The sequence below is a fragment of the Sandaracinobacter sp. T42 genome, from assembly GCF_059115405.1.
This window is the reverse complement of record NZ_CM181101.1, coordinates 2,224,614-2,244,916: the sequence shown is the minus strand read 5'-3', so window position 1 is coordinate 2,244,916 and position 20,303 is coordinate 2,224,614. Positions and strand designations below refer to the sequence as shown.

Below are 20,303 nucleotides of genomic sequence, written 5' to 3'. Positions count from 1 at the left end.
CATTGAATCCAGCGGAACCCGGGCCATGCAGTCAGTTAGCCAGCCATGAATTTGCGGTAGCAGGGTGTCGTCAGGAAGTCCGGCAGATCGCGGGCCATCACCAGATCCGAGAGGATCGTGGCGGCTTCGCGGTATTTGCCGGCTTCGTAGAAATTGTCGCCGACGGCATCCTTCCAGACCTTCAGCTGGGTTTTGATTTCGTCGTTGATGAGGGCGCCCGTTACCTTCGTGCCGTCATCCAGGCTGACGCCGTGGTGGCGCCATTGCCAGAGCTGGGCGCGGCTGATTTCAGCGGTGGCCGCATCCTCCATCATGTTGTGCAGCGGCACCGCGCCCTGGCCACGCAGCCAGGCCGCGATGTAGCCGATCGCGACATTCACGTTCATCGCAAGGCCCGCAGCCGACTTCGGGCCTTCGCTGGGTGTGGTGAGGTCTTCGGCCGAGGCCGTACCTTCCGGCAGCTTCGACAGCTGGTTCGCGCCTGGCATCAGGCGGTCGAACACTTCCATCGCCACCGGAACGAGGCCGGGGTGCGCGACCCAGGTGCCGTCATGGCCAAGAGTTGCTTCCCGTTCCTTGTCTGCCTTCACGGCCGCGAAGGCCGCCTGATTCTTCGCTTCATCATCCTTGACCGGGATGAAGGCGGACATGCCGCCCATCGCATGGGCGCCGCGCCGGTGGCAGGTGCGCACCACATGGGCGGCATATTTCGCCATGAACGGAACCGTCATGTTCACGGCTGCGCGATCCGGCAGGATCTTCGTGGAATCGTGGCTCAGGCTCTTGATATAGCTGAAGATATAATCCCACCGGCCGCAGTTCAGCGCTACGATATGATCCCGCAGTTCATAGAGGATCTCGTCTGCCATGAAGGCGCCGGGCAGGGTTTCGATCAACACCGTGGACTTGATGGTACCCAGCGGCAGCCCAAGGATCGACTGGGCCGTGACGAAGATGTTGTTCCACAGCCGGGCTTCCAGATAATGCTCCATCTTCGGCAGATAGAAATAGGGGCCGGACCCCTTCGCCAGCAGCGCGCGGGCATTGTGGAAGAAATATAGCCCGAAATCGAAGATTGCGCCGGAAACTTCCTCTCCATCGACTTCCAGATGAGCTTCGGGCAGGTGCCATCCGCGCGGGCGGCAGATCAGCACGGCGGTCTTGTCATTCAGTCTGTAGGTCTTGCCCTTGTCTTCAAGGCTGATCGTGCCGGCGACCGCATCGCGCAGGTTGATCTGGCCGTCGACAATGTTGTGCCATGTCGGCGACGTGGCGTCTTCCAGGCAGGCCATGAAGCATCGTGCCCCGGAGTTCAGGGCGTTGATCACCATCTTGCGGTCGCAGGGGCCGGTGATCTCCACCCGCCGGTCCTGCAGGTCGGCGGGCGTTCCGGCGATCTTCCAGTTCCCGTCGCGGACGGAGGAGGTTTCCGGCGCGAAATCCAGCGGATTGCCTTCGGCCCACCAGCGCCGCCTGTCTGCCCTGGCGCGCAGCAGCGACTGGCGGGTGGGTTCATACATCCGGTGCAGTTGTGCGATGAAGACCAGCGCCGGTTCCGTCAGGATGCTGTCAAAGCCGGGCTTCATCTCGCCCTTGATCTCGATGCCGGTCATCATGCTCGCTGCTCTCCTGTGGTTGTCGGGGTGAAGCCATAGGGCGATAGCCCCCGGCCATGCTGATCGATGTGAAGGTTTGCGCCGGCCGGCGGCGCGGACCGCTGGCGGCAATCGGCGCGGGTGCAGGCCGGGCAGTCGGGACCGATGGGAACGACCGCCTTGCTCTCGAAGTCGACCCCGCCTGCATAGACGAGCCCGCGCGCATGATCGAGCGCGCAGGCAAGCGCGATCGCGAAGCGGGGCCGTTCGGCGCCCCATGGCGTGATCTGCGGTCGAACCGTGCGGGCGATGGTGAACATCCGTTCCCCGCCTTCCACTTCGGCCACCTGGGTGAGGATTCGTCCGGGCTGTTCGAACGCCTCATGCAGGATCCACAGCGGGCATTGCCCGCCGCCGGTCGCAAAGGGAAGACGGCCCGCGGCAAGCCGCTTGGAAATCTGGCCGGCGCGATCCGTCCGCAGCAGCATGAAGGGGATGCCCCGCGCGCCTGGGCGTTGCAGCGTGGTCAGCCGGTGGGCGACCTGTTCGAATCCGGCAGAGAAGCGAGCCTGCAGCAGCTCCATGTCGTAGCCGAGAGATTCGGCGGCGGCATGGAACCGGCCATAGGGCATCATCAGTGCCGCCGCCCAGTAACTGGCGAGATTGGCGCCCATCAGTTGAGCGGCGACAGCGCCGCCCGGTGAGAGCAGGGATGCAGCCGCATTCACCTCTTCCTCGATCAGCGGCCGGGCTTCCAGCTGGGCCAGTTGCACGCAGAGGTGGAACAGGCGGGAAGCACCATCCAGCACTTCGGACAGAAGCACCTGCCGGTTGTGGTGATCGTGGCGGCGCAGGCGATCGGGCATCACGTCCCACGGAAGAATCCGGACATTGAGGCCGTGGCGGGCCCGAAGCCTTTCGCGGACGGCGCCATCAAGTGACTGGCCTGAATGGCGAAGTTCATCAGCCAGCGCTTCGGCATGGGCGTCTAGATCCGCGAAATGATTGCCCCGGTCGAGCAGCCTGGCGCGAACCAGTTCGAGCGGGGAGGGCGGCCGGGCACCGCCGGCGCCCGGCATATCCCGGCGTTCGGGCCCGGCCTCCGCCATTCTGAGAAGGGCATTCGCGATCTCGGGAAACTGCTCTGTGAATTCACGGATGTCGGGCCGCCCGGCCGACACGCCCTGACGGACGAGGACTGCTGCGACATCATCCGCCCTGCGATCCGTATCGGCGGCCGTGAACTGGCGGACATCGATGTCGTAAGTGTCGGCCAGCCTGACGAGAACGGCGGCCGTAAGCGGGCGCTGATTATGTTCCAGCAGGTTCAGATAGGAAACCGAGAGCCCCAGGTCTGCCGCCATCCGGCTTTGCGTCAGGCCCATTCCCATCCGCAGGCGACGCACCCGCGGCCCGGCAAACAGTTTGCGGTCGGGAAGATCGGAAATTGTCAAAGTATTCACTAATTCACCGATCTTTCGGTCAATTTTTGACATATCGCCGGGCGATCATGCGCCGACCGACCTCCTCACTGACCCAGCAGGCCGATCTGGTCAAGCAGGGTGCGCGGCTTGTGGTCGAATTTTGTGAAACTTCGGTGAAATACTAAGGCTTGCATAGGATTGAAGCTTAGAAGGGCCCGAAGCGTGGCCGAGCTGTCTTCCGACCAGTGGCGAGCGGGCTGCCGTGCAGCTTTTGATGGCAAGGTTTTTCCTTTCAGGGCAATGGGTAAAGGCTCGTCTTGCTCATGCCGGCTTCCATCTCTAGAGACGGATCATGTTTCATTTCGAACCTGATCCGGTTCCGTCCCTTTTGCGGCGCCCCTGGCTGGTGGGGTGCGGGGCAATGGGGGGGGCGTTGCTGTCGCGCTGGATCGAATCCGGCCTGCCGGCCGCCTCTGTGACGGTTGTCGATCCGGATCCCCGCGGATTGCCGGCAGGGTTTGCTGGGCCCGTGGCCGACGATCCGGGCCAGGCGATGGCGATGTCGGGCGCCCCGACGATTGTGGTGCTGGGGATCAAGCCGCAGATGCTGGCGCAGGCGGGGCCTGCCATCGCCACGGCTGCCGGGGATGCACCCATTCTGTCGATGCTGGCTGGCGTCAGGATCGCGACGCTGAAGTCGGCATTTCCGGCTGCTGCAGTGGTGCGGATGATGCCGAACACGCCGGCACGGATCGGGCGGGGCATGACGGCCCTGTATGCGGATGGGGCCGGGGCCGGGGTGCGCGCGGCCGTGGAATGGATGGCGGAGGCTGCCGGCCGCTGGCTGTGGCTTGAGGACGAGGATCAGTTCGACGCTGTCACGGGCCTGTCCGGATCCGGCCCTGCCTATCTGTTCCGCTTCATCGAGGCGCTGGCGGACGCGGGGGAGGCCGTAGGCCTGCCGGAGGGGATCGCCAAGTCGCTTGCCCTGCAGACCGTGGCCGGCGCTGCGGAGCTGGCGGCCCGATCCGACCTTTCGCCCGCGAAGCTGCGGGATCAGGTGACAAGCCCGAACGGGACGACGGCTGCGGGTCTGCAGCGTCTGGACGGTGACGGGCTTCTCAGCAGCCTGATGCGCTCGACCGTGCGGGCTGCCACGGAGCGATCACGGCAGCTGGCGGCTGCGGCCGATGGGGAGCAGGCGCAGGCCCCGGTTGCGCCGAAGCCGCAGCAGGGTCTGCTGCTGTGACGACCGAAAGGGAAAGTCTGCTGAACGCTTGGCTGGCCGAGATCGGCGAAGCCGGCTGGCGACGGGCTGCGGCGGAAGCTGTCGCGGCTCGCGCCGGTACGGAGCCCGACGAGCTTGTGCGGCGGCTGGGCGACCGGATCGAGGCCACCGCCGCCTTTCTGGATCGTGTCGCGGCCGATGCTGTCGCTGGGGCTCAGGCGGCGCAGGGCTCGGTTCGGGACAGGTTGTTCGATGGCCTGATGCAGGGGTTCGATGCCTTGCAGGCCCGACGCGCAGCGGCGCTTGCGATCTGGAAAAGCCGGGATCCGGTTGTGGCCTTGCTGCTTGCCGGGCAAGGCGCCTTTCATGTCCGCCGTCTGGCACAGGCTGCGGGAGTCGATATCCGCGGTGTGCGGGGGCGGTTGCGCCTGGCGGTTCTTTCAGGGCTTTGCGTTCAGGCGTTCCGATCCTGGGCGAAGGATGAAAGCGCCGACATGTCGGCAACGATGGCCGCGCTGGATCGGCTGCTTGGCCGGGCAGAGGATGCGGAGTTGAACGGGCCGAGCCCGGACCTTGTCGGCCTTCCGGGCCTGACGTCGCTGCTCAGCCGGCTGCCGCTGCCCCGCCCGCGCGGGAGCGGCGATCCAGTTCCTCAACCATCGCCCGTTCCTCAGGCGGAATAAGGCCGGACAGCACAGCCCAGAATCCGCCGACCGCCTGCTGTCCTGCCTGTGCGTAGGCGGCTGCCATCCGTTCCTTCAGCGCTTCGAAAAGCAGGCCTTCCAGCGCGGCGCCTTCCGGCGTGAGCGTCAGCAGACGCTGACGCCTGTCGTGCGTGCCAACCGCCTGAGCAACGAAGCCGGCGGACACGAGATCTGCCAGCACCCGCGACAGCGACTGTTTTGTGATCGCAAGAAGGCGCAAAAGGTCTGAGACGGCGAGGCCAGGCTGACGGGAAATGAAATAGAGGGCCCGATGGTGGGCGCGCCCCAGTCCCCTGTTTTCCAGTATGGCATCGGCGCCCCGGATCATGTTGGCGTATCCGAAGTAAAGCAGTTCGATTCCACGTCGGATTTCCGGTTCACGCAGGAAAAGCGGGGAGGCGCGAGAAGCGCCAAGGGAGGAGGTGGATGCGTCAGCCATGCTGCCTGATTTTGGCGTGTTGTCGGTCCCCCGGCAAGCGTCCTGACCGGAGGGGTGGGCTGCATGCTGCGGGAATTTGCGGGGTCATGGCGTGACCATTGCCTCAGGGCTCCGTCTCGACGCCATTTCCGAACTTGTGGGCGAATTTATGTTGCACTGCACGCAAAGGTCCATTAATCATAGAACTTCCTCATATTCTTCGAGGAAAATTTAAACTTGTCTTCTGGTTAAGCGTGCTTGTTGTCCTGGTTCGTGAAATGGCTGCGCCACAAATTCATGGGCATGGAACGGTGCATGAGGTCCGGCAGTTTGGTCATGGGTGTACTGGGGTGGTGATCGAAGGTGAAGGAGACGGCGGGCGGGTTCGCGCGCTCTCCGTCTGGGCGGTGCTTGGCATATTCGGGGCGGCTCTGCTGTTCTTCCTGCTGGCGCCAATGTTCCTGGGGCTCGGCCTGGCTGCGGATCAGCCTGGGCCCGTACAGGATTCGGTCGCTCGCTCGGCAGACAAGGTGGCGGCCCGTGAAGTCCGGAATCTGCTTTCCGTGCGGGACGCGTCCGACATTTCTCTGTAGGGAGATGGGCTGGATTTCCCACTGATGCGTTGCCTGTCATGGTTGACCGTCAGGGGCGAGATTCCTAAACGACGCCAAACCGCAGGAGTTTTCGCTGGTGCGACCCATGTACTGTTTCAAACGTCCGGTCGCGCTCCTGCTTTCTGTTTCAGTTGCCCTGCCCTGGGGCGGCGCTCTGGCGCAATCCCTCGATCCGCGTCTTCTTCAGAGCCTGCAATCCCAGCTCGGCGCCGATGGGGTCGCGCAACAGGCGGTCCAGTCGTCATCGTCTCTTCCGCAGGCGGTTGGCGCCGAGGTTTCAGTCCCGGGTGCGCGGGTGGACACGCTGGAGGAGCAGGAAGTCCGGCGCGCCGAGGCGCGGCAACATCTGCGCGAAATCTACAGGCCTTCCCAGATCGAGCAGGACTACCGGCTGCGGCTGCAGGACAAGAATCTGCGTCAGTTCGGCTATGATTTCTTCCAGTCAGCCCCGCCGCCGACAGGCACACGCGCGGGGGCCATCGGCGACGACTATGTGTTGGGCATCGGCGATCAGGTGCAGGTCAGCTTCCGCGGCGCCACGAATCGTACGCAGACGGTGCGCGTTGACCGTGACGGAAAGCTTGTTGTCGGCGATTTGCGGCCGATACCGGCGGCGGGGCGCTCGCTTGGCAGCGTGCGGAACGACCTGGCTGCGGAAACGCGCCGGACGCTTCTGGCGACCGACGTTTACGTCTCGGTCGGCGAAGTTCGCGCCATCAGCGTGTTCGTGGGTGGCGAAGTGGAGCGGCCGGGTCAGTATAGCCTGACATCCCTTTCGGATGTGGGAACGGCTCTGGCACAGGCCGGGGGCATCCGTCGGTCTGGCTCCCTGCGGCATGTGCGTGTCGTTCGCCCGGGCGGCGGCACGGTGACGGTCGATCTTTACGGTCTTCTGGGAATCGGTTCGCCGCCAACCATCCGCCTGCAGGATGGCGACAAGGTGATCGTGCCGGTGATCGGTCCGACGATTGCTGTGACCGGCGCGGTTGCGCGGCCGGGCATCTACGAACTGCGGGGATCTCCCACGGTCAGTGCGGTAGTCGGCTTCGCGGGCGGCGCGATCCGCCAGCGCGGTGCGCAGGTGGTGATCAGCCGGATCGGCCCTGAGGGAACCGAAACCTTCGTTCGGGCACCTGGCCTTGGCGCGACCGTCTATGCCGGCGATGCCGTGCAGCTGTTCGGCGGCTCTGCCGGCGGCGCGACGGGACGCGTGGAACTGGCGGGCAATGTCGACAATGCCGGGCCTCGGCCACTGGTTGCAGCAGGGACGATCGCCGAACTGGTTGGATCACCCAGCGATCTGCGCAGCGACACCTATCAGCTGGGGGCGGTGCTGATCCGGCGGGATCCCTCAAGCGGCGCCCGTTACTTCCAGATGGTCAATCTTGCGAGGGAATTGCGGGAACCTTCCTCCACGTCGCTGCAGAGCGAGGACCGGCTGTTCCTCTTCTCGCGTCGGGACATCGAGTTCATGAACAGCGTTGCGGTGCGGCAGGTCGTTCTGGGCCAGCCGAACCCGATTCCGCAATGCCGTTCGCTGGAACGCCTCGAGACTCTGGTGAAGGATACGGAGGCCTCGCGCTTCAACGCCGTTACCAGGGCCGGGCTGGTGGTGGTGTCGAATGAAGGCGCGAAGCTGGGAACTGTCGGCGCGGCACTGGGCCAGACCAGCCGTCGGACGATCGACCAGGCGGTCTCAGGAACACAGAGCCGAAAGGCCGACGAAGAGGCCGTCCCCGAGTGCCCGAAGGTGTTCGAAGACGAACCCGAGCTTCTGCCTGTTCTGCTGGAGCACAGCGTCAGCATCGGCGGCGCAGTCAGGCGGCCGGGCGCTTATCCCGTCGGCAATGCGGCATCGGCCCGTGACCTTTCGATGGTCGCGGACGGGCTGATCGTCGGCGCCACTGATCTGGTGCTTGATATCAACCGGGGCACGGGCGGCTCGACCGAGCGTGTGCAGGTGGAAACGGGCGGCCCCATGATGGCTGTGACCACCCTGATGCCCGGGGACGATATCCGCTTCAACGCACGCCAGGGCGCCTTCGAGGGATCGGGTATCCTGCTGTCGGGTGAAGTCGCGCGACCAGGGCTCTATTCCATTCGCAAGGGCGAGAAATTATCCGAGCTGCTTCGGCGGGCGGGCGGCCTGACCAGTTATGGTTATGCCTATGGCGCCGTCTTTACCCGCCGGAGTGTGAAGGAGGCGCAGGAGGAAGGGTTCAGGCGGACCGCGCGCGAACTGAACAACAGCCTGTTGGCGATTGCGGCGCGTTCGAGCCAGTCGAGTGGCGATGGGCTGGCAGGTGCCGCCGCGCTGATCCAGACACTGAGCACGGCCGAAGCACCAGGCCGGATGGTTGTGGAAGCGGACCCGCGCGTTCTGGAACTGCGACCGGACCTGGATACGATCCTTGAACCCGGGGACAGCATTTTCATTCCGAAGCGGCCGAATTATGTTCTGGCCCTTGGGGACGTGAACAATCCGGGCGCCCTGCAATTCGTGGAGGGCAAGCCCGCACAATCCTATCTGCGGGAGGCCGGGGGCATGCAGCGGACGGCAGATGACGACAGGGCGTTCATGGTGCTGCCAAATGGCATGGCCCAGCCGATCCGTGCGAGCGGCCGCGGGGGCGGTACGCCGCCGCCTGGAACCACGATCATCGTGCCGAAGAATATCGATCCGCTTTACCGCCTGTCGGTCTTCCGGGACGTGACAGCCATCATCGCACAGCTTGCGACATCGGTTGCAACGGTGGCGGTGCTGGCGAACAACTGATGTTGCTGGCTGTCCCCTTTGCGATGCTGGGGGCGTTTGTTGCGCTCGTCGTGTCCCATTGGGCCATGCCGATCGGAACGGCTCTGGGATTGCTGGATTTTCCGGATCCTGAAGGCGGACGGAAGTTGCATGCGCGTGTGACACCGCTTGTGGGCGGGCTGGCCCTGGTTTGCGCGGCCGGTCTTGCGGTTGGTGCGTTGCTGTTCGTCACGGATCAGGCGCAGGCATCGGTTCTGTTCTGGTTCGTGCTGACAGTGACCGGCCTTTTCCTTGTCGGCGCCATGGATGACAGGTTCGGTCTTTCCGCGCGGATCCGCCTGATGATCGCCGCCGCCTTCCTGCTGGCCGCGGTTGCGCAGGTGCCGGATTTTGCGATCAGTTTCCTGTTGTTCTCGGGCCAGTCCAGTCTGATCCTGATGCCGGGGCTGGTCGGCATTGGTTTCACCCTGCTGTGCTTTGTCGGGCTGCTGAATGCCGTGAACATGGCCGACGGGAAGAACGGCCTCGTGATCGGCCAGGCCCTGATCTGGTCTGCGATCCTGATGCTGAGGCTGCCGTCGCACATGGTGCCGCTGATGGCCGCGATTGCCGGCGCGCTGGTGGTTCTGTTCCATTTCAACATGAAGGGGCGCCTGTTCCTTGGCGACAATGGCAGCTACGGACTGTCCGCGATGTTCGGCCTGCTGGGCATCTATGCCTGGAATCATGGGTTCGCGGATGTCCGGGCGGACGATATCGCGCTGATTTTCGCCGTGCCGGTGTTCGATACGCTACGCCTGATCATCCTCCGCCTGTGGCAGGGCAAGAGCCCGTTCACGCCGGGCCGTGATCATCTGCATCATTATCTCTATGCCCGCTGGGGCTGGCCGCGGCCGCTGCCATGGGTGCTTGCGCTGGTTGCCGTTCCGAACCTCTTGGCGGTGGCATTTCCGGGCACCGCACTGTTCTGGCTGATGTTCACGCTGGCAGCCTATTTCGCCCTGCTGTGGTTCGCCATATCCACCTCTCGTATCCGGGCGGTATAAGGACGCAAATCGGGGCTTGAAGCACCCCGATGTTCCGGCTATCAGCGCGCCTCCGGACGGATCGGCCCCTCGGGCCTCCCTCCTGTAACAGCCGGCATTGGGGTGTAGCCAAGCGGTAAGGCAGCGGTTTTTGGTACCGCCATTCCCAGGTTCGAATCCTGGCACCCCAGCCACCGCCGGATTTCCTGTTCAAAATACCCACCAGTGAAGCATCGGCTAACCCGGCGCCATGCCGGCCGGAATCAACCTTGGATGTGCGAAAATTCCGGCCCGCGTTGACCAGCCGCCCGCCTGCCCGCAAAGTCAGGCCGCATGACCACAACTCCGACCTTTGCCGACATCCGTATCGCCGAAACACGGATCGCCGGCCATGTGCATCGCACACCTATCCTGACCAGCCGAGAGATTGACGCCGCAGCCGGATGCCGGATCCTTTTCAAGTGCGAGAATTTCCAGCGGACAGGCGCCTTCAAGGCGCGGGGGGCTTTCAATGCGGTGCTGGCGCTCTCGTCGGAAGAAGCCGCCCGTGGCGTTGTCACGCACAGCAGTGGCAACCATGCAGCCGCGCTGGCGCTGGCCGCAAGGGAACGGGGCATTCCGGCGCATGTCGTGATGCCGAACACCGCGCCCCATCCGAAGAAGGCGGCTGTCGCGAGCTATGGCGGCAGGATCGTGGAATGTGAGCCGACGCTTGCAGCGAGGCTTGCCGCGGCGGATGCCATCGTGGCCCAGACGGGCGCGGCGCTGATTCCCCCGTTCGACAGCCGAATGGTCGCGGCGGGGCAGGGCACCGTTGCCCTGGAACTGATCGCAGACGCGAATGAGCCGCTTGGTGCCATCCTCTGCCCTGTCGGCGGGGGCGGGCTGCTGGCGGGCACGCTGGTGGCGGCAGCCGAACTGTTGCCGGACGTGCCGGTGATCGGCACGGAACCTCTCGCCGCCGATGATGCCGCGCGCGGCTTCAGGCTGGGCGCCCTGCAGCCGCAGGTGCTGCCGGTGGCGACCGTAGCCGACGGCCTGACCACGGCGATGAGCGAGATGACCTTTGGCGTGATGCGCGCGATGGCAAGGGATGTGGTGACCGTATCCGAGACGGCGATCGTGGCGGCGATGCGCCTGATCTGGTCACGGATGAAGATCATTGTCGAACCCAGCAGTGCGGTGCCGCTCGCTGCCCTTCTGGAAGGCGCGTGGAAACCGGCGGGCGGAGCGGTGGGGATGATCCTGACGGGTGGCAATGTCGATCTGGAGCGGCTGCCCTGGACCCGCTGACGGACTTCGTTGCGAAGCTTCGGCCAGGGCGCACACCGGCACTGATCGTGCGCCGAGCCGCCATGGAAGCCAATCTGGCCGCCATGCAGGCGGCGTGCGATGTCGCCGGGGTTGCCTTGAGACCGCATGGCAAGATGGCGAAGTGCAGTCGGCTTGCACGGCGTCAGCTTGAGCTGGGGGCGATCGGGATCTGCTGCCAGACTGTCGGGGAAGCGGAGGCATTTGCGGCCGCCGGAATCGGCGACCTGCTGCTGTCTGCGCCCGTTCCGCCCTGGGGCTGGCCGCTTCTGGAGGCGCTGGCTTCGCGCGGGGTCCGGGTTGCGGCCGTTGTCGACAGCCGTTCCCAGATCGACATGGCGCCCCGGACGATCGACCTGCTGGTCGATGTGGATGGAGGACAACACCGGAGCGGGACCAGCTTCGAGGCTGCCCCGGCGCTTGTGCGCGAAATTCTGGCGACAGGCAGACGATGGGCAGGCGTGCAATGCTATCTGGGCCATCTGCAGGCGGATCCGGATCGGTCGGCGGCGCACCGGCAGGCGATGGGCCGTCTTGGTGCGCTGGTGTCCATGTTGCGGTCGCAAGGTCTTCCGCCCGCAATCATCAGCGGCGGCGGAACGGGCACCGCCGGCCTGGATCTGGCGTCAGGCATCTTCACGGAACTGCAGGCCGGTTCCTATGCACTGATGGACGTGGCTTATGCCGCAGCCGGTGCACCGTATGAAACGGCGCTGCTGCTGGCGGCCACCGTGGTTTCCGTGCAGCACAAGAGCCATATCACCCTGGATGCCGGGCTGAAGGCGCTTTCGGCAGACGGACCGCCTGCGCGGCTGGTGGCCGGCGCACCGGCAGGTGCCCGGTTCCGTTTCCAGGGCGACGAGCATGGCGCACTTGTCCATCCATCGGCGGAAGGGCGGCTGAAATCCGAAGGGTTTGCGGCGGTGGCTGCGCTGGATGCCGATCCCGGCTTCCCTTGGCCGGACTGGCCGGCGGAAGGCAGCCTTGTCTGGCTTCGGCCGGGCCATGTCGATCCGACCGTGAATCTCCACGACGTGCTGTGGATCGCGGATGAGGATGGGCGGATGGAACCCTGGCCCATCGATGCGCGGAGAGTGACACCATGGCCCGGCTGACCCGGCAGGAAGCGGCCTGGTCGATGACCGAAGCCGCCAACGAGCCCTATCTGAACCTTGTCCAGCGCTATGTGTTCGCCCCCTATTTTGCCGGCACGATCGCCGCGACACAGGCGCAGGGCGCGAGCATGTGGGGCTATGCGCTGGGGGCGGCCGGGCTTGCGATCGCGATCCTGGCGCCCATTCTTGGATCCATTGCGGATTCCGGCGCCCGGCTGAAGCCCTGGCTGGGCGGGGCCGGGCTGGTCACTTTCCTGTCGGCGCTCTCGCTCTGGTTTGCCGCGCCGGGCTCACCGCTTCTGGCGGTCGCCATTCCCATCTTCGTCGCGGGCGTCTCTGTCGAGTTGATGAACCAGTTCGGCAATGCCTTCCTGCCTGTGGCAGCCCGACCGGAACGCATGGGGCTTCTTTCGGGGCTGGCGTTCGGCTTCAGCCAGCTTGCCGGGATTGCTGTGCTGCTGATCGTGCTTGCGCTGTCTTCGGCGCCGCCGGCCTTTCTGGCCGATGTCGAGAATGGAGTGGATCGCATGGCAGGGCCGATCGCGGCAGGGGCCGTGCTACTGTTCCTGGGGCCATTCCTGCTGGTCGGGACGGATCGGCAGGGCGATGAGCGGCCATCCATCCGGAAGGGGCTGCACGACCTGAAGGCGACATTGCGCGAAGCCTGGGCCGATCGGAACATGCGGCTTTTCCTGATCGTGCGAATGGTTTCCGCCGATGGCATGGCGGTCATCTTCGCCTTCGGGGCCGTTCTGGGGGCGGCAGCCTTCGGCTGGAAAGCCGACACGCTTGCCCGGTTCGGGCTGGTCATCACCAGCTTCGGGGTCATCGGCGGATTTTCGGGGGGCTTCATCGATGGGTGGATCGGGCCCCGGCGGCTGTCGCTGCTGGGGCTGGCCTTGATGTTCACAGGTACGGTTTCCGTGATCCTGACGGACGCCGGGCGGCTGCTGGGCGTTCCGACCGGCGTGGCGCTGGGGGTGCCGCTTGTGTCGCCGCAGGAATGGGGCTTCATGGCGTCGGGCGCGCTGATTGCGCTGGGGGCGGCCTTCACGCTGGCGGGGATGCGCACGATGATGGCGATGCTGGCCCCACGCGAAAGGATCGCGGCCTATTTCGGGCTTTATTCCTTCGTGGGCAAGGCGACCGCCTTCGTCGGTCCGACCCTGGTTGGTCTGATCGCCAGCATCACGGGCTCCGTCAGGCCCGGCATTGCGGTCGCGATCGTCTTTCTGCTGGTCAGTATTCTGCTTCTGGCGCGCGTCCGCTCCCCAATTCGCCAAGTGGCCTGAGCGGCTGCTGTGCGCAATGTGGCGCGGAGGGAGAACCGACCATGGACTTTTCGCTGCCAGAGGATCTGAAGGCCTATCTTGCCGAGCTGGATGCCTTCATCGATGCCGAGATCAAGCCGCTGGAGAATGCGGACGACAATATCCGCTTCTTCGATCACCGCCGCGAATGGGCGCGTACCGATTTCGAAAATGGCGGCCTGCCGCGCCACGAATGGGAATCGCTGCTGCGCGAAGCCGCGATCCGGGCCGACAAGGCCGGCCACTGGCGCTTTTCCGCGCCGAAAAAATATGGTGGCAAGGATGGTTCCAACCTGTGGATGGCGGTGATCCGCGACCATTTCGCCCGCAAGGGCCTGGGCCTGCACAATGATCTTCAGAATGAACATTCGATCGTGGGCAATTTCCCCTTTGTCGCCATGTTCGAAACCTTCGGAACCAAGGCCCAGCAGGAAGAGTTCATCCTTGGCGGCTTCGCCCGAACCCGCATCACCGCCTTCGGCCTGACGGAGCCGAACCATGGTTCGGACGCGACCCACATGGAAACGCGCGCCGTTCGGGAAACGCGCGATGGTGTGCCGGGCTGGCTGATCAACGGCGAGAAGATGTGGACGACGGGCATGCATGTGGCGACGCATGTGGCCACTTTCTGCCGTACATCGGGGGAAGATGGCGCGGCGCGTGGCATCAGTTGCCTTCTGGTGCCCAGCGACACACCCGGCGTGAAGGTTGAGGAGTATCTGTGGACCTTCAACATGCCGACGGATCACCCGCGTGTCAGCTTCACCAACGTCTGGGTGCCTGAAACAGCACTTCTGGGGCCGCCGGAAGGCGGACTGGCGCTGGCGCAGAGCTTTGTGCACCAGAACCGCATCCGTCAGGCGGCGTCCTCCCTGGGGGCCGCGACCTTCTGCGTCGAGGAAAGCGTGCGCTACGCCCGGGAGCGCAAACCGTTCGGCGAGGCGCTTTCGAAGAATCAGGCGATCCAGTTCCCTCTGGTCGAGCTGGCGACCCAGTGCGAGATGTTGCGTCTGCTGATCTACAAGACGGCGTGGGAAATGGACCGGTTGCCGCACGAGGCGATCGAGCAGCAGCTGTCGGACAAGATTTCCATGTGCAACTACTGGGCGAACCGGCTGGTGTGCGAGGCGGCAGACAGGGCGATGCAGGTGCATGGCGGCATCGGCTATTCGCGCCACAAGCCGTTCGAACATATCTTCCGGCACCACCGCCGCTATCGCATCACGGAAGGGTCCGAAGAAATCCAGATGCGCAAGGTGGCTGCTTATCTGTTCGGCTATCTGGGGCCGCGCAAGGCGCTGTTCCAGGACGGAAAATAGCTGGAAGGGCAGGGGCGTTCCGCCCCTGCCTCAGCCCTTGGGGCCGGGCGGTTCGGGCGTCCGGAAGAGATCGCCGACATCCTTCACGAAGCGCCTGACGGCAAAGAAGATGCCGACGGTAACCGCCAGCAGCAGCAGCACGAGCCCAAGGGCGATCCATGGATTTGCCAGTGCCACGAGCAGAGCCGTTGTCGTCGCCACATCTTCCGCCGAGGACATGATCACATTCGAAACGGGTTCGGGGCTGGCGTTGACGGCCGCGCGCGTGCTGGCCTTGGCCCCGTGCGAGAGCAGCGCCGAGCCCCCGCCAAGCAGCAGAACCACGATCTGCCAGACAGGCTGCGCCGGGTCGATGATGGCCAGCGCCAGAAGCGCGCCGCCCAGCGGCCTGATGATCGTGTGCACGCCATCCCATGCGCTGTCGACCCAGGCGATCTTGTCAGCGAGGAACTCCGCGACGGCGCCGATGAGGGCGACACCCAGCACCCATGGATTGCCCAGCACCTTCAGGGTGGCCAGATGCTCGGGCAGGGGGATGAGATCGAAGAACATGGCGATGCCGGCCACGAGAACGGCTGCATAGAGGCGCCAGCCCGCCAGCAGGCTGAAACTGGCGGCCATGGCGATCAGTTCGGCTGGTCCCATCCTTCAATACCCCCTCGATGCCGGAATTTGCCTGCCTGAAGCGTGGATTGGCAAGTGGGGTGATTGAGGCGGGACCGCCAAGCGCCTATCTGGTCCGCGTGAATGCTCCATCCGCCCCCGCGCCGCCACCCAGCCCCGACCGCCGATCGTTCGAGGCACCGCCCTCTCGAAAGCTGACCAACCTTGGCCTGCTGTGGGGCTATGCGCGCAATTATCCCCCGCAGATCGCCGCCGCGCTGGTCGCGCTGATCGTTGCGGCAAGCGCCACGCTGGCCATCCCGCAAGGCCTGAAACTGGTGGTGGACAAGGGTTTCGGGGCCGGGGCCGGCGCAGATATCGCGCCCTACTTCATGGGCATGCTGGCGATCGTGCTGGTGATGGGCCTGGCCACGGCGACGCGCTTCTATTTCGTCAGCTGGATGGGTGAACGCGTGGTTGCCGACCTGCGCCGCGATGTGCAGGCGCATCTGGTGCGGCTGGATCCGGCCTTCTTCGAACTGAACCGGCCATCGGAAATCGCTTCCAGACTGACGGCGGATACCAGCATCATCGATCAGGTGGTCGCGACATCTGTTTCCGTGGCGCTGCGCAACCTGTTCATGGGCCTTGGCGGAATCCTCTACCTGTTCTGGTTGAGCCCAAAGCTGACCGCGCTGATGCTGGTGGTCATCCCGGTCGTTATCCTGCCGATCGTGTTCATGGGCCGCAAGGTGCGGGCGCTTTCGCAGAAGAGCCAGGATCGGGTGGCCGACGTGGGCACAATCGTGTCCGAGGTGTTGCGTGCCATCAAGGTCGTGCAGGCCTTCGGCGCGGAAGATCGGGAAACCCGGCGCTTTGCCGCAGCAGCCGAAGCCGCTTTCGCCACGGCGAAGCGGCGCATCTCTTTGCGGTCCGTGATGACGGCGATCGTGATCACGCTGGTGTTCGGTGCGATCACGCTGGTGCTTTGGGAAGGTGCGCGCGACGTGATCGCGGGCCGGATGAGCGGCGGAACGATCACGGCCTTCGTGCTGGCGGCGGCGCTTGTGGCGGGTGCGTTCGGGGCGCTGACCGAGGTATATGGTGATTTCCTTCGGGCAGCGGGTGCATCCGCGCGTCTGCGGGAGTTGCTGGCGGAGCGGCCGGCGATCACAAGGCCCGCCAACCCGGTCGCCCTGCCGCAGCCATCGCAGGGCCGCCTTCAGTTCGATCGGGTTTCGTTCCGCTATCCCAGCCGGCCGGACATGGCCGCGCTGAACGGATTCAGCCTGGATATCCGCCCGGGGGAACGGGTTGCCGTCGTCGGCCCGTCGGGTGCCGGCAAGACGACCCTGTTCCAGCTGGTCCAGCGCTTCTATGATCCCGCCGAGGGTCGCGTGCTGATGGACGGCGTCGATCTTCGTCTGGCCGATCCGGCAGAAATCCGCGCCCGGATCGCGATCGTTCCGCAGGAAGCCGTTGTGTTCATGGGATCCGCACGGGAGAACATCCTTTACGGCCGACCGGACGCCAGCGAAGCGGATATCTGGGCCGCCGCCGAAGCCGCCAATGCCGCCGGCTTCCTTCGAGCCCTGCCCAGAGGGCTGGAAACCGAACTGGGGGAGGGTGGGGCGCAACTGTCCGGTGGGCAGCGCCAGCGGATCGCAATTGCCCGCGCCCTGCTGAAAGACGCCCCCATCCTGCTGCTTGATGAAGCAACCAGCGCGCTCGATGCGGAAAGCGAGGCCGCCGTGCAGGAAGCGCTGGAGCATCTGATGCAGGGCCGCACCAGCCTGGTGATCGCGCACCGCCTTGCGACGGTTCGGGATGCGGACAGGATCGTGGTGATGGACAAGGGCGAGATCGTGGAGATCGGACGCCATGAGGAACTTGTCGCGGCAGAGGGCCTCTATGCCCGGCTGGCGAGCCTGCAGTTTGCCGGGCTGGATCCCAGCCGGGATTGAACGCAACAGAGGCTGCAACAGGAACAAGGCTCGGGAGGAACCTCGGGCTTCGTTATCTGCGATATGGTTATTCGGGCGTCTGACGATGCGTCCCTTTGAAGGACGGCAGCCGTCGCCCGATTGCGCGTGGCAGGCCGGCCTGGCGGAACTATTCGCCTGAATGAACAGCCGCCCGAATTGAGGCCGGGGCAGGCCCCCTCGTGGGCGGGGCCTGCCGTGCAGAATAGGCAGGCCCCAAAAAAGAAAAGGCGGGGCCGAAACCCCGCCTTTCCATTTGGTTTGTGCGGAACACTGTGGCGCCGGGCGATACCCTTTGCCGTGGTGTCCGGAAGGCGTTCGCTTACGCGTAAGCCTCGTTGCCGACGAAACCCATCTTCTGGATTCCAGCCTGCTGCGCCATCGCCATAACCTTGTTGACGATCTCGTACCGGGCCAGCTGGTCCGGCTTGAGCCGCAGCTCGGGTTGCGATTCCGCCGGTTGAATCTGCCCGACCTGCGTCAGGTAGGTATTCAGCTGCTCGAGCGTGACTTCCTGATCATTCCAGTAGATCGTGTTCAGGAAGTCGATGTTCACCTGGTTGAAATCAGGCTTGATGTCGTTCGGCAGGTTGGTCGGCGGCGGAAGGTCGAGCTTCGTCGCGTGGGTCTGGATCGGAATGGTGATGATGAACATGATGAGCAGAACGAGCATGACGTCGATCAACGGCGTCGTGTTCATATCGCCCATTGGCTTGTCTTCGCCGCCACCGGATCCCACTGACATTCCCATGATATTTCTCCGGATTCTTAGCGGGTTGGCACGGTGCCGGGGGGCGGGTTCGAGATGAAACCGATCTTCTGATAACCGGCCCGCTGCATGGCGAAGATGGCTCCGCCGATGCAACGGTATTCAGTGCTCGCATCACCCCGGATATGGACTTCCGGAAGTTCGATCTTCGCACCGGCCGCCTTCTGCTTCTCGACTTCCTCGAGGAGATAGTTGGCGCCCTTTTCCCGAAGTTGCTCGGTCGACTCCATCTTGCCCATTCCCCAGAAGATGTCGCAGTTCGCATCCACCGACAGGGGAACATTCTCGGGCTTGGTGATGGTGACGATGTTTGCCACCTTGGGCAGTTCCACCGGAACCGTCTGGATAACGACGGGCACGGTGATCAGGAAGATGATGAGGAGAACCAGCATCACGTCCACAAGGGGCGTGGTGTTGATTTCCGACATCAGGGCGCCTTCTTCGTTGTCGCCCCCTACGCTCATTCCCATGGGTAATTCCCCTTGGCGGTGCGCGAGACGCGCTTACTTCTTGACGGGAGCGGCGGCGGGAGCAGCCGGCGCCTGACGGGCCATGCGCGAACCCGACAGCAGGTAACCGTGCACGTCGGCCGCGAAGGTGTTCAGCTTTTCCATGATCGTCTTGTTGCGGCCGGCCAGGTAGTTGTAGCCGAGCACCGCCGGAACCGCGACCGCGAGACCGATGGCCGTCATGATGAGGGCTTCACCGACGGGGCCAGCGACCTTGTCGATGGCGGCCGAGCCGGAGATCCCGATGTTGATCAGGGCGCGGTAGATGCCGATGACGGTGCCGAGCAGACCGATGAACGGAGCGGTGGCGCCGACCGAGGCGAGGAACGACAGGCCCGAACCAAGCTTCGTGCCGATGAGGCCGGCCGAACGGTTCAGCGTCATCGTCACCCACTCGTGCTGGTCGATCTGGTCGGTCAGCTTGCCTTCGTGGTGATCGAAAGCGCGCAGGCCGTCTTCGGCCAGCTGGCGGAACGCCGAGTTCTTGTCGAGCTTCGCGGTGCCTTCCTTCAGGCTGGTCGCGGACCAGACCTTCTTTTCGACATCAGCAGCTTCGCTGAGCATCTTCTTCTGTTCGAACCACTTGGTGAACATGATGTACCACGACACGACAGACATCAGCACCATGATGCCGAAGATGACCTGGGCGATGATGCCGCCCTGTTCGAGTGCGGCAACCAGGCCGTACGGGTTCTCGGTGGTAACAGCAGCCATGTTTAAGTCCCTCTAGCGTAAATTGGGTTGTTCAAGGATTTCGGTTGGTCTTGGTCCGCGAAACCGCCTCAGCGGCCTTCCCGAAGCTGCCAGCGATAGTTGCGAGTGATCGTCGCTTCCACGGGCTGGCCGTTTTCGGTGGCGGGCTTGAAGCGCCAGCGCCGTTCGGCGATCTGGCAGGCCCGTTCGTCGAGGCGGGAGAACCCGCTCGAGTTGGTGACCGAACAGGCCTTCACGCGACCATCGGTGCCAACCGTCACACGCACGCTCGTCACACCTTCTTCGCCGGCCCGGCGCGAAGCGTCCGGGTAATCGTCTTCGGAAACGGTGAAGGTGCGCGCGATGGCTTGCGGCGGCGTGCCGGGAACGGCGGCCGGCGCCGGCGGTGCCGGCGGTGCCGGCGGTGCCGTCACGGTCGGCTGCGGTTGCGGAACCGCAGTCTGCGTGGTGATGGTCGGCGGCGGCGGTGCAGAAGTTTCGATCTGCACGTCCGGCGGCGGGACATACGGCGGAATATCTTCGAGCTTCGGCGGCGGCGGCGGCGGTTCGTCCGGCGGCGGCGCCTGCTCTTCGATGTTCACCGTTTCCAGCGGCCCGGTGATGACCTTCACGGCCTTGATGGCAAGGCCCGAAATCAGGGCGTAGCCCAGCAGAACGTGGAGAATCGCGACCGCAATGATCGCGTACCACGTCCGCTTGCTGATGCCTTCCTGCTGAAGATACGACATAGGCTCAGTGCCACTCCCTCTCAGCTGCGCGGCCCAATGAAGGGCTGCCTGCCCAGTTCAATCACGACCTCGGAAAGAAGTCGCAGTTCCACTACAAGGCAAGGTAATCACGGCCGTTCGGCAGTGAAACCCGACCCTGTTAATCTCAGGTTCCGATCACGCCCCCCACAGGCGTCCGAG

18 protein-coding genes and 1 tRNA gene are annotated in these 20,303 nt (G+C 64.5%); 11 read left to right on the top strand and 8 right to left on the bottom strand.

Annotation, left to right across the window (positions count from 1 at the left end):
• Positions 1-35 precede the first annotated feature (35 nt).
• Positions 36-1,613, bottom strand: coding sequence for a malate synthase A (gene aceB, locus ACW9TV_RS10975; RefSeq protein ID WP_494303517.1), 1,578 nt, complete (start codon positions 1,611-1,613; stop codon positions 36-38).
• Positions 1,613-3,091, bottom strand: coding sequence for a helix-turn-helix domain-containing protein (locus ACW9TV_RS10970; RefSeq protein WP_494303516.1), 1,479 nt, complete (start codon positions 3,089-3,091; stop codon positions 1,613-1,615). The genes aceB and ACW9TV_RS10970 overlap by 1 nt, the downstream gene beginning before the upstream one ends.
• 280 nt (positions 3,092-3,371) lie before the next feature.
• On the opposite strand from ACW9TV_RS10970, the gene proC reads away from it, so the two are divergent.
• Together proC and ACW9TV_RS10960 are read left to right on the top strand one after the other, a co-directional pair.
• On the top strand, positions 3,372-4,268 hold the full coding sequence (proC, locus tag ACW9TV_RS10965; RefSeq protein ID WP_494303515.1) for a pyrroline-5-carboxylate reductase: 897 nt from the start codon (positions 3,372-3,374) through the stop codon (positions 4,266-4,268).
• On the top strand, positions 4,265-4,930 hold the full coding sequence (locus ACW9TV_RS10960) for a hypothetical protein (protein WP_494303514.1): 666 nt from the start codon (positions 4,265-4,267) through the stop codon (positions 4,928-4,930). Before proC ends, ACW9TV_RS10960 begins: the two co-directional genes overlap by 4 nt.
• On the opposite strand, the gene ACW9TV_RS10955 is transcribed toward ACW9TV_RS10960, so the two are convergent.
• On the bottom strand, positions 4,851-5,390 hold the full coding sequence (locus ACW9TV_RS10955) for a MarR family winged helix-turn-helix transcriptional regulator (RefSeq protein ID WP_494303513.1): 540 nt from the start codon (positions 5,388-5,390) through the stop codon (positions 4,851-4,853). The genes ACW9TV_RS10960 and ACW9TV_RS10955 overlap by 80 nt on opposite strands.
• Before the next feature lie 329 nt (positions 5,391-5,719).
• On the opposite strand from ACW9TV_RS10955, the gene ACW9TV_RS10950 reads away from it, so the two are divergent.
• The 8 genes from ACW9TV_RS10950 to ACW9TV_RS10915 all read left to right on the top strand — a co-directional run bounded on the left by ACW9TV_RS10950 (position 5,720) and on the right by ACW9TV_RS10915 (position 14,818).
• A complete protein-coding gene (locus ACW9TV_RS10950) occupies positions 5,720-5,962 on the top strand; it encodes a hypothetical protein (protein ID WP_494303512.1) in 243 nt (80 codons plus the stop codon).
• 106 nt (positions 5,963-6,068) lie between these two features.
• Positions 6,069-8,759: an SLBB domain-containing protein gene (locus ACW9TV_RS10945; protein ID WP_494303511.1), complete on the top strand. Its 2,691-nt coding sequence runs from the start codon at positions 6,069-6,071 to the stop codon at positions 8,757-8,759.
• A gap of 125 nt (positions 8,760-8,884) precedes the next feature.
• Positions 8,885-9,784 carry an MraY family glycosyltransferase gene (locus ACW9TV_RS10940; RefSeq protein WP_494303510.1) on the top strand — a complete coding sequence of 300 codons (900 nt, stop codon included), beginning with the start codon at positions 8,885-8,887 and terminating at the stop codon, positions 9,782-9,784.
• 98 nt (positions 9,785-9,882) lie between these two features.
• Positions 9,883-9,957: transfer RNA gene (locus tag ACW9TV_RS10935), tRNA-Gln, on the top strand.
• Between the two features lie 139 nt (positions 9,958-10,096).
• Complete coding sequence (locus ACW9TV_RS10930) at positions 10,097-11,056, top strand: pyridoxal-phosphate dependent enzyme (protein WP_494303509.1); 960 nt, start codon at positions 10,097-10,099, stop codon at positions 11,054-11,056.
• Positions 11,057-11,103: 47 nt separating this feature from the next.
• On the top strand, positions 11,104-12,189 hold the full coding sequence (locus ACW9TV_RS10925; RefSeq protein ID WP_494303508.1) for an alanine racemase: 1,086 nt from the start codon (positions 11,104-11,106) through the stop codon (positions 12,187-12,189).
• Complete coding sequence (locus ACW9TV_RS10920; RefSeq protein ID WP_494303507.1) at positions 12,177-13,481, top strand: MFS transporter; 1,305 nt, start codon at positions 12,177-12,179, stop codon at positions 13,479-13,481. The genes ACW9TV_RS10925 and ACW9TV_RS10920 overlap by 13 nt, the downstream gene beginning before the upstream one ends.
• 41 nt (positions 13,482-13,522) lie before the next feature.
• Entirely contained in the window at positions 13,523-14,818 is a 1,296-nt protein-coding gene (locus ACW9TV_RS10915) for an acyl-CoA dehydrogenase family protein (protein ID WP_494303506.1), read from the top strand.
• A 30-nt stretch (positions 14,819-14,848) separates the two neighbouring features.
• On the opposite strand, the gene ACW9TV_RS10910 is transcribed toward ACW9TV_RS10915, so the two are convergent.
• Positions 14,849-15,463, bottom strand: coding sequence for a DUF4126 domain-containing protein (locus tag ACW9TV_RS10910; protein ID WP_494303505.1), 615 nt, complete (start codon positions 15,461-15,463; stop codon positions 14,849-14,851).
• A 98-nt stretch (positions 15,464-15,561) separates the two neighbouring features.
• Between ACW9TV_RS10910 and ACW9TV_RS10905 the strand changes: the two genes are divergently transcribed.
• Positions 15,562-17,385: an ABC transporter transmembrane domain-containing protein gene (locus tag ACW9TV_RS10905; protein ID WP_494303504.1), complete on the top strand. Its 1,824-nt coding sequence runs from the start codon at positions 15,562-15,564 to the stop codon at positions 17,383-17,385.
• Positions 17,386-17,725: 340 nt separating this feature from the next.
• On the opposite strand, the gene ACW9TV_RS10900 is transcribed toward ACW9TV_RS10905, so the two are convergent.
• The 4 genes from ACW9TV_RS10900 to ACW9TV_RS10885 form a co-directional block, all read right to left on the bottom strand.
• On the bottom strand, positions 17,726-18,148 hold the full coding sequence (locus ACW9TV_RS10900) for an ExbD/TolR family protein (protein ID WP_494305082.1): 423 nt from the start codon (positions 18,146-18,148) through the stop codon (positions 17,726-17,728).
• A gap of 23 nt (positions 18,149-18,171) precedes the next feature.
• Complete coding sequence (locus ACW9TV_RS10895) at positions 18,172-18,642, bottom strand: ExbD/TolR family protein (protein WP_494303503.1); 471 nt, start codon at positions 18,640-18,642, stop codon at positions 18,172-18,174.
• A gap of 33 nt (positions 18,643-18,675) precedes the next feature.
• A complete protein-coding gene (locus ACW9TV_RS10890; protein ID WP_494303502.1) occupies positions 18,676-19,395 on the bottom strand; it encodes a MotA/TolQ/ExbB proton channel family protein in 720 nt (239 codons plus the stop codon).
• A gap of 68 nt (positions 19,396-19,463) precedes the next feature.
• A complete protein-coding gene (locus ACW9TV_RS10885; protein WP_494303501.1) occupies positions 19,464-20,123 on the bottom strand; it encodes an energy transducer TonB in 660 nt (219 codons plus the stop codon).
• Between the last annotated feature and the right edge of the window lie 180 nt (positions 20,124-20,303).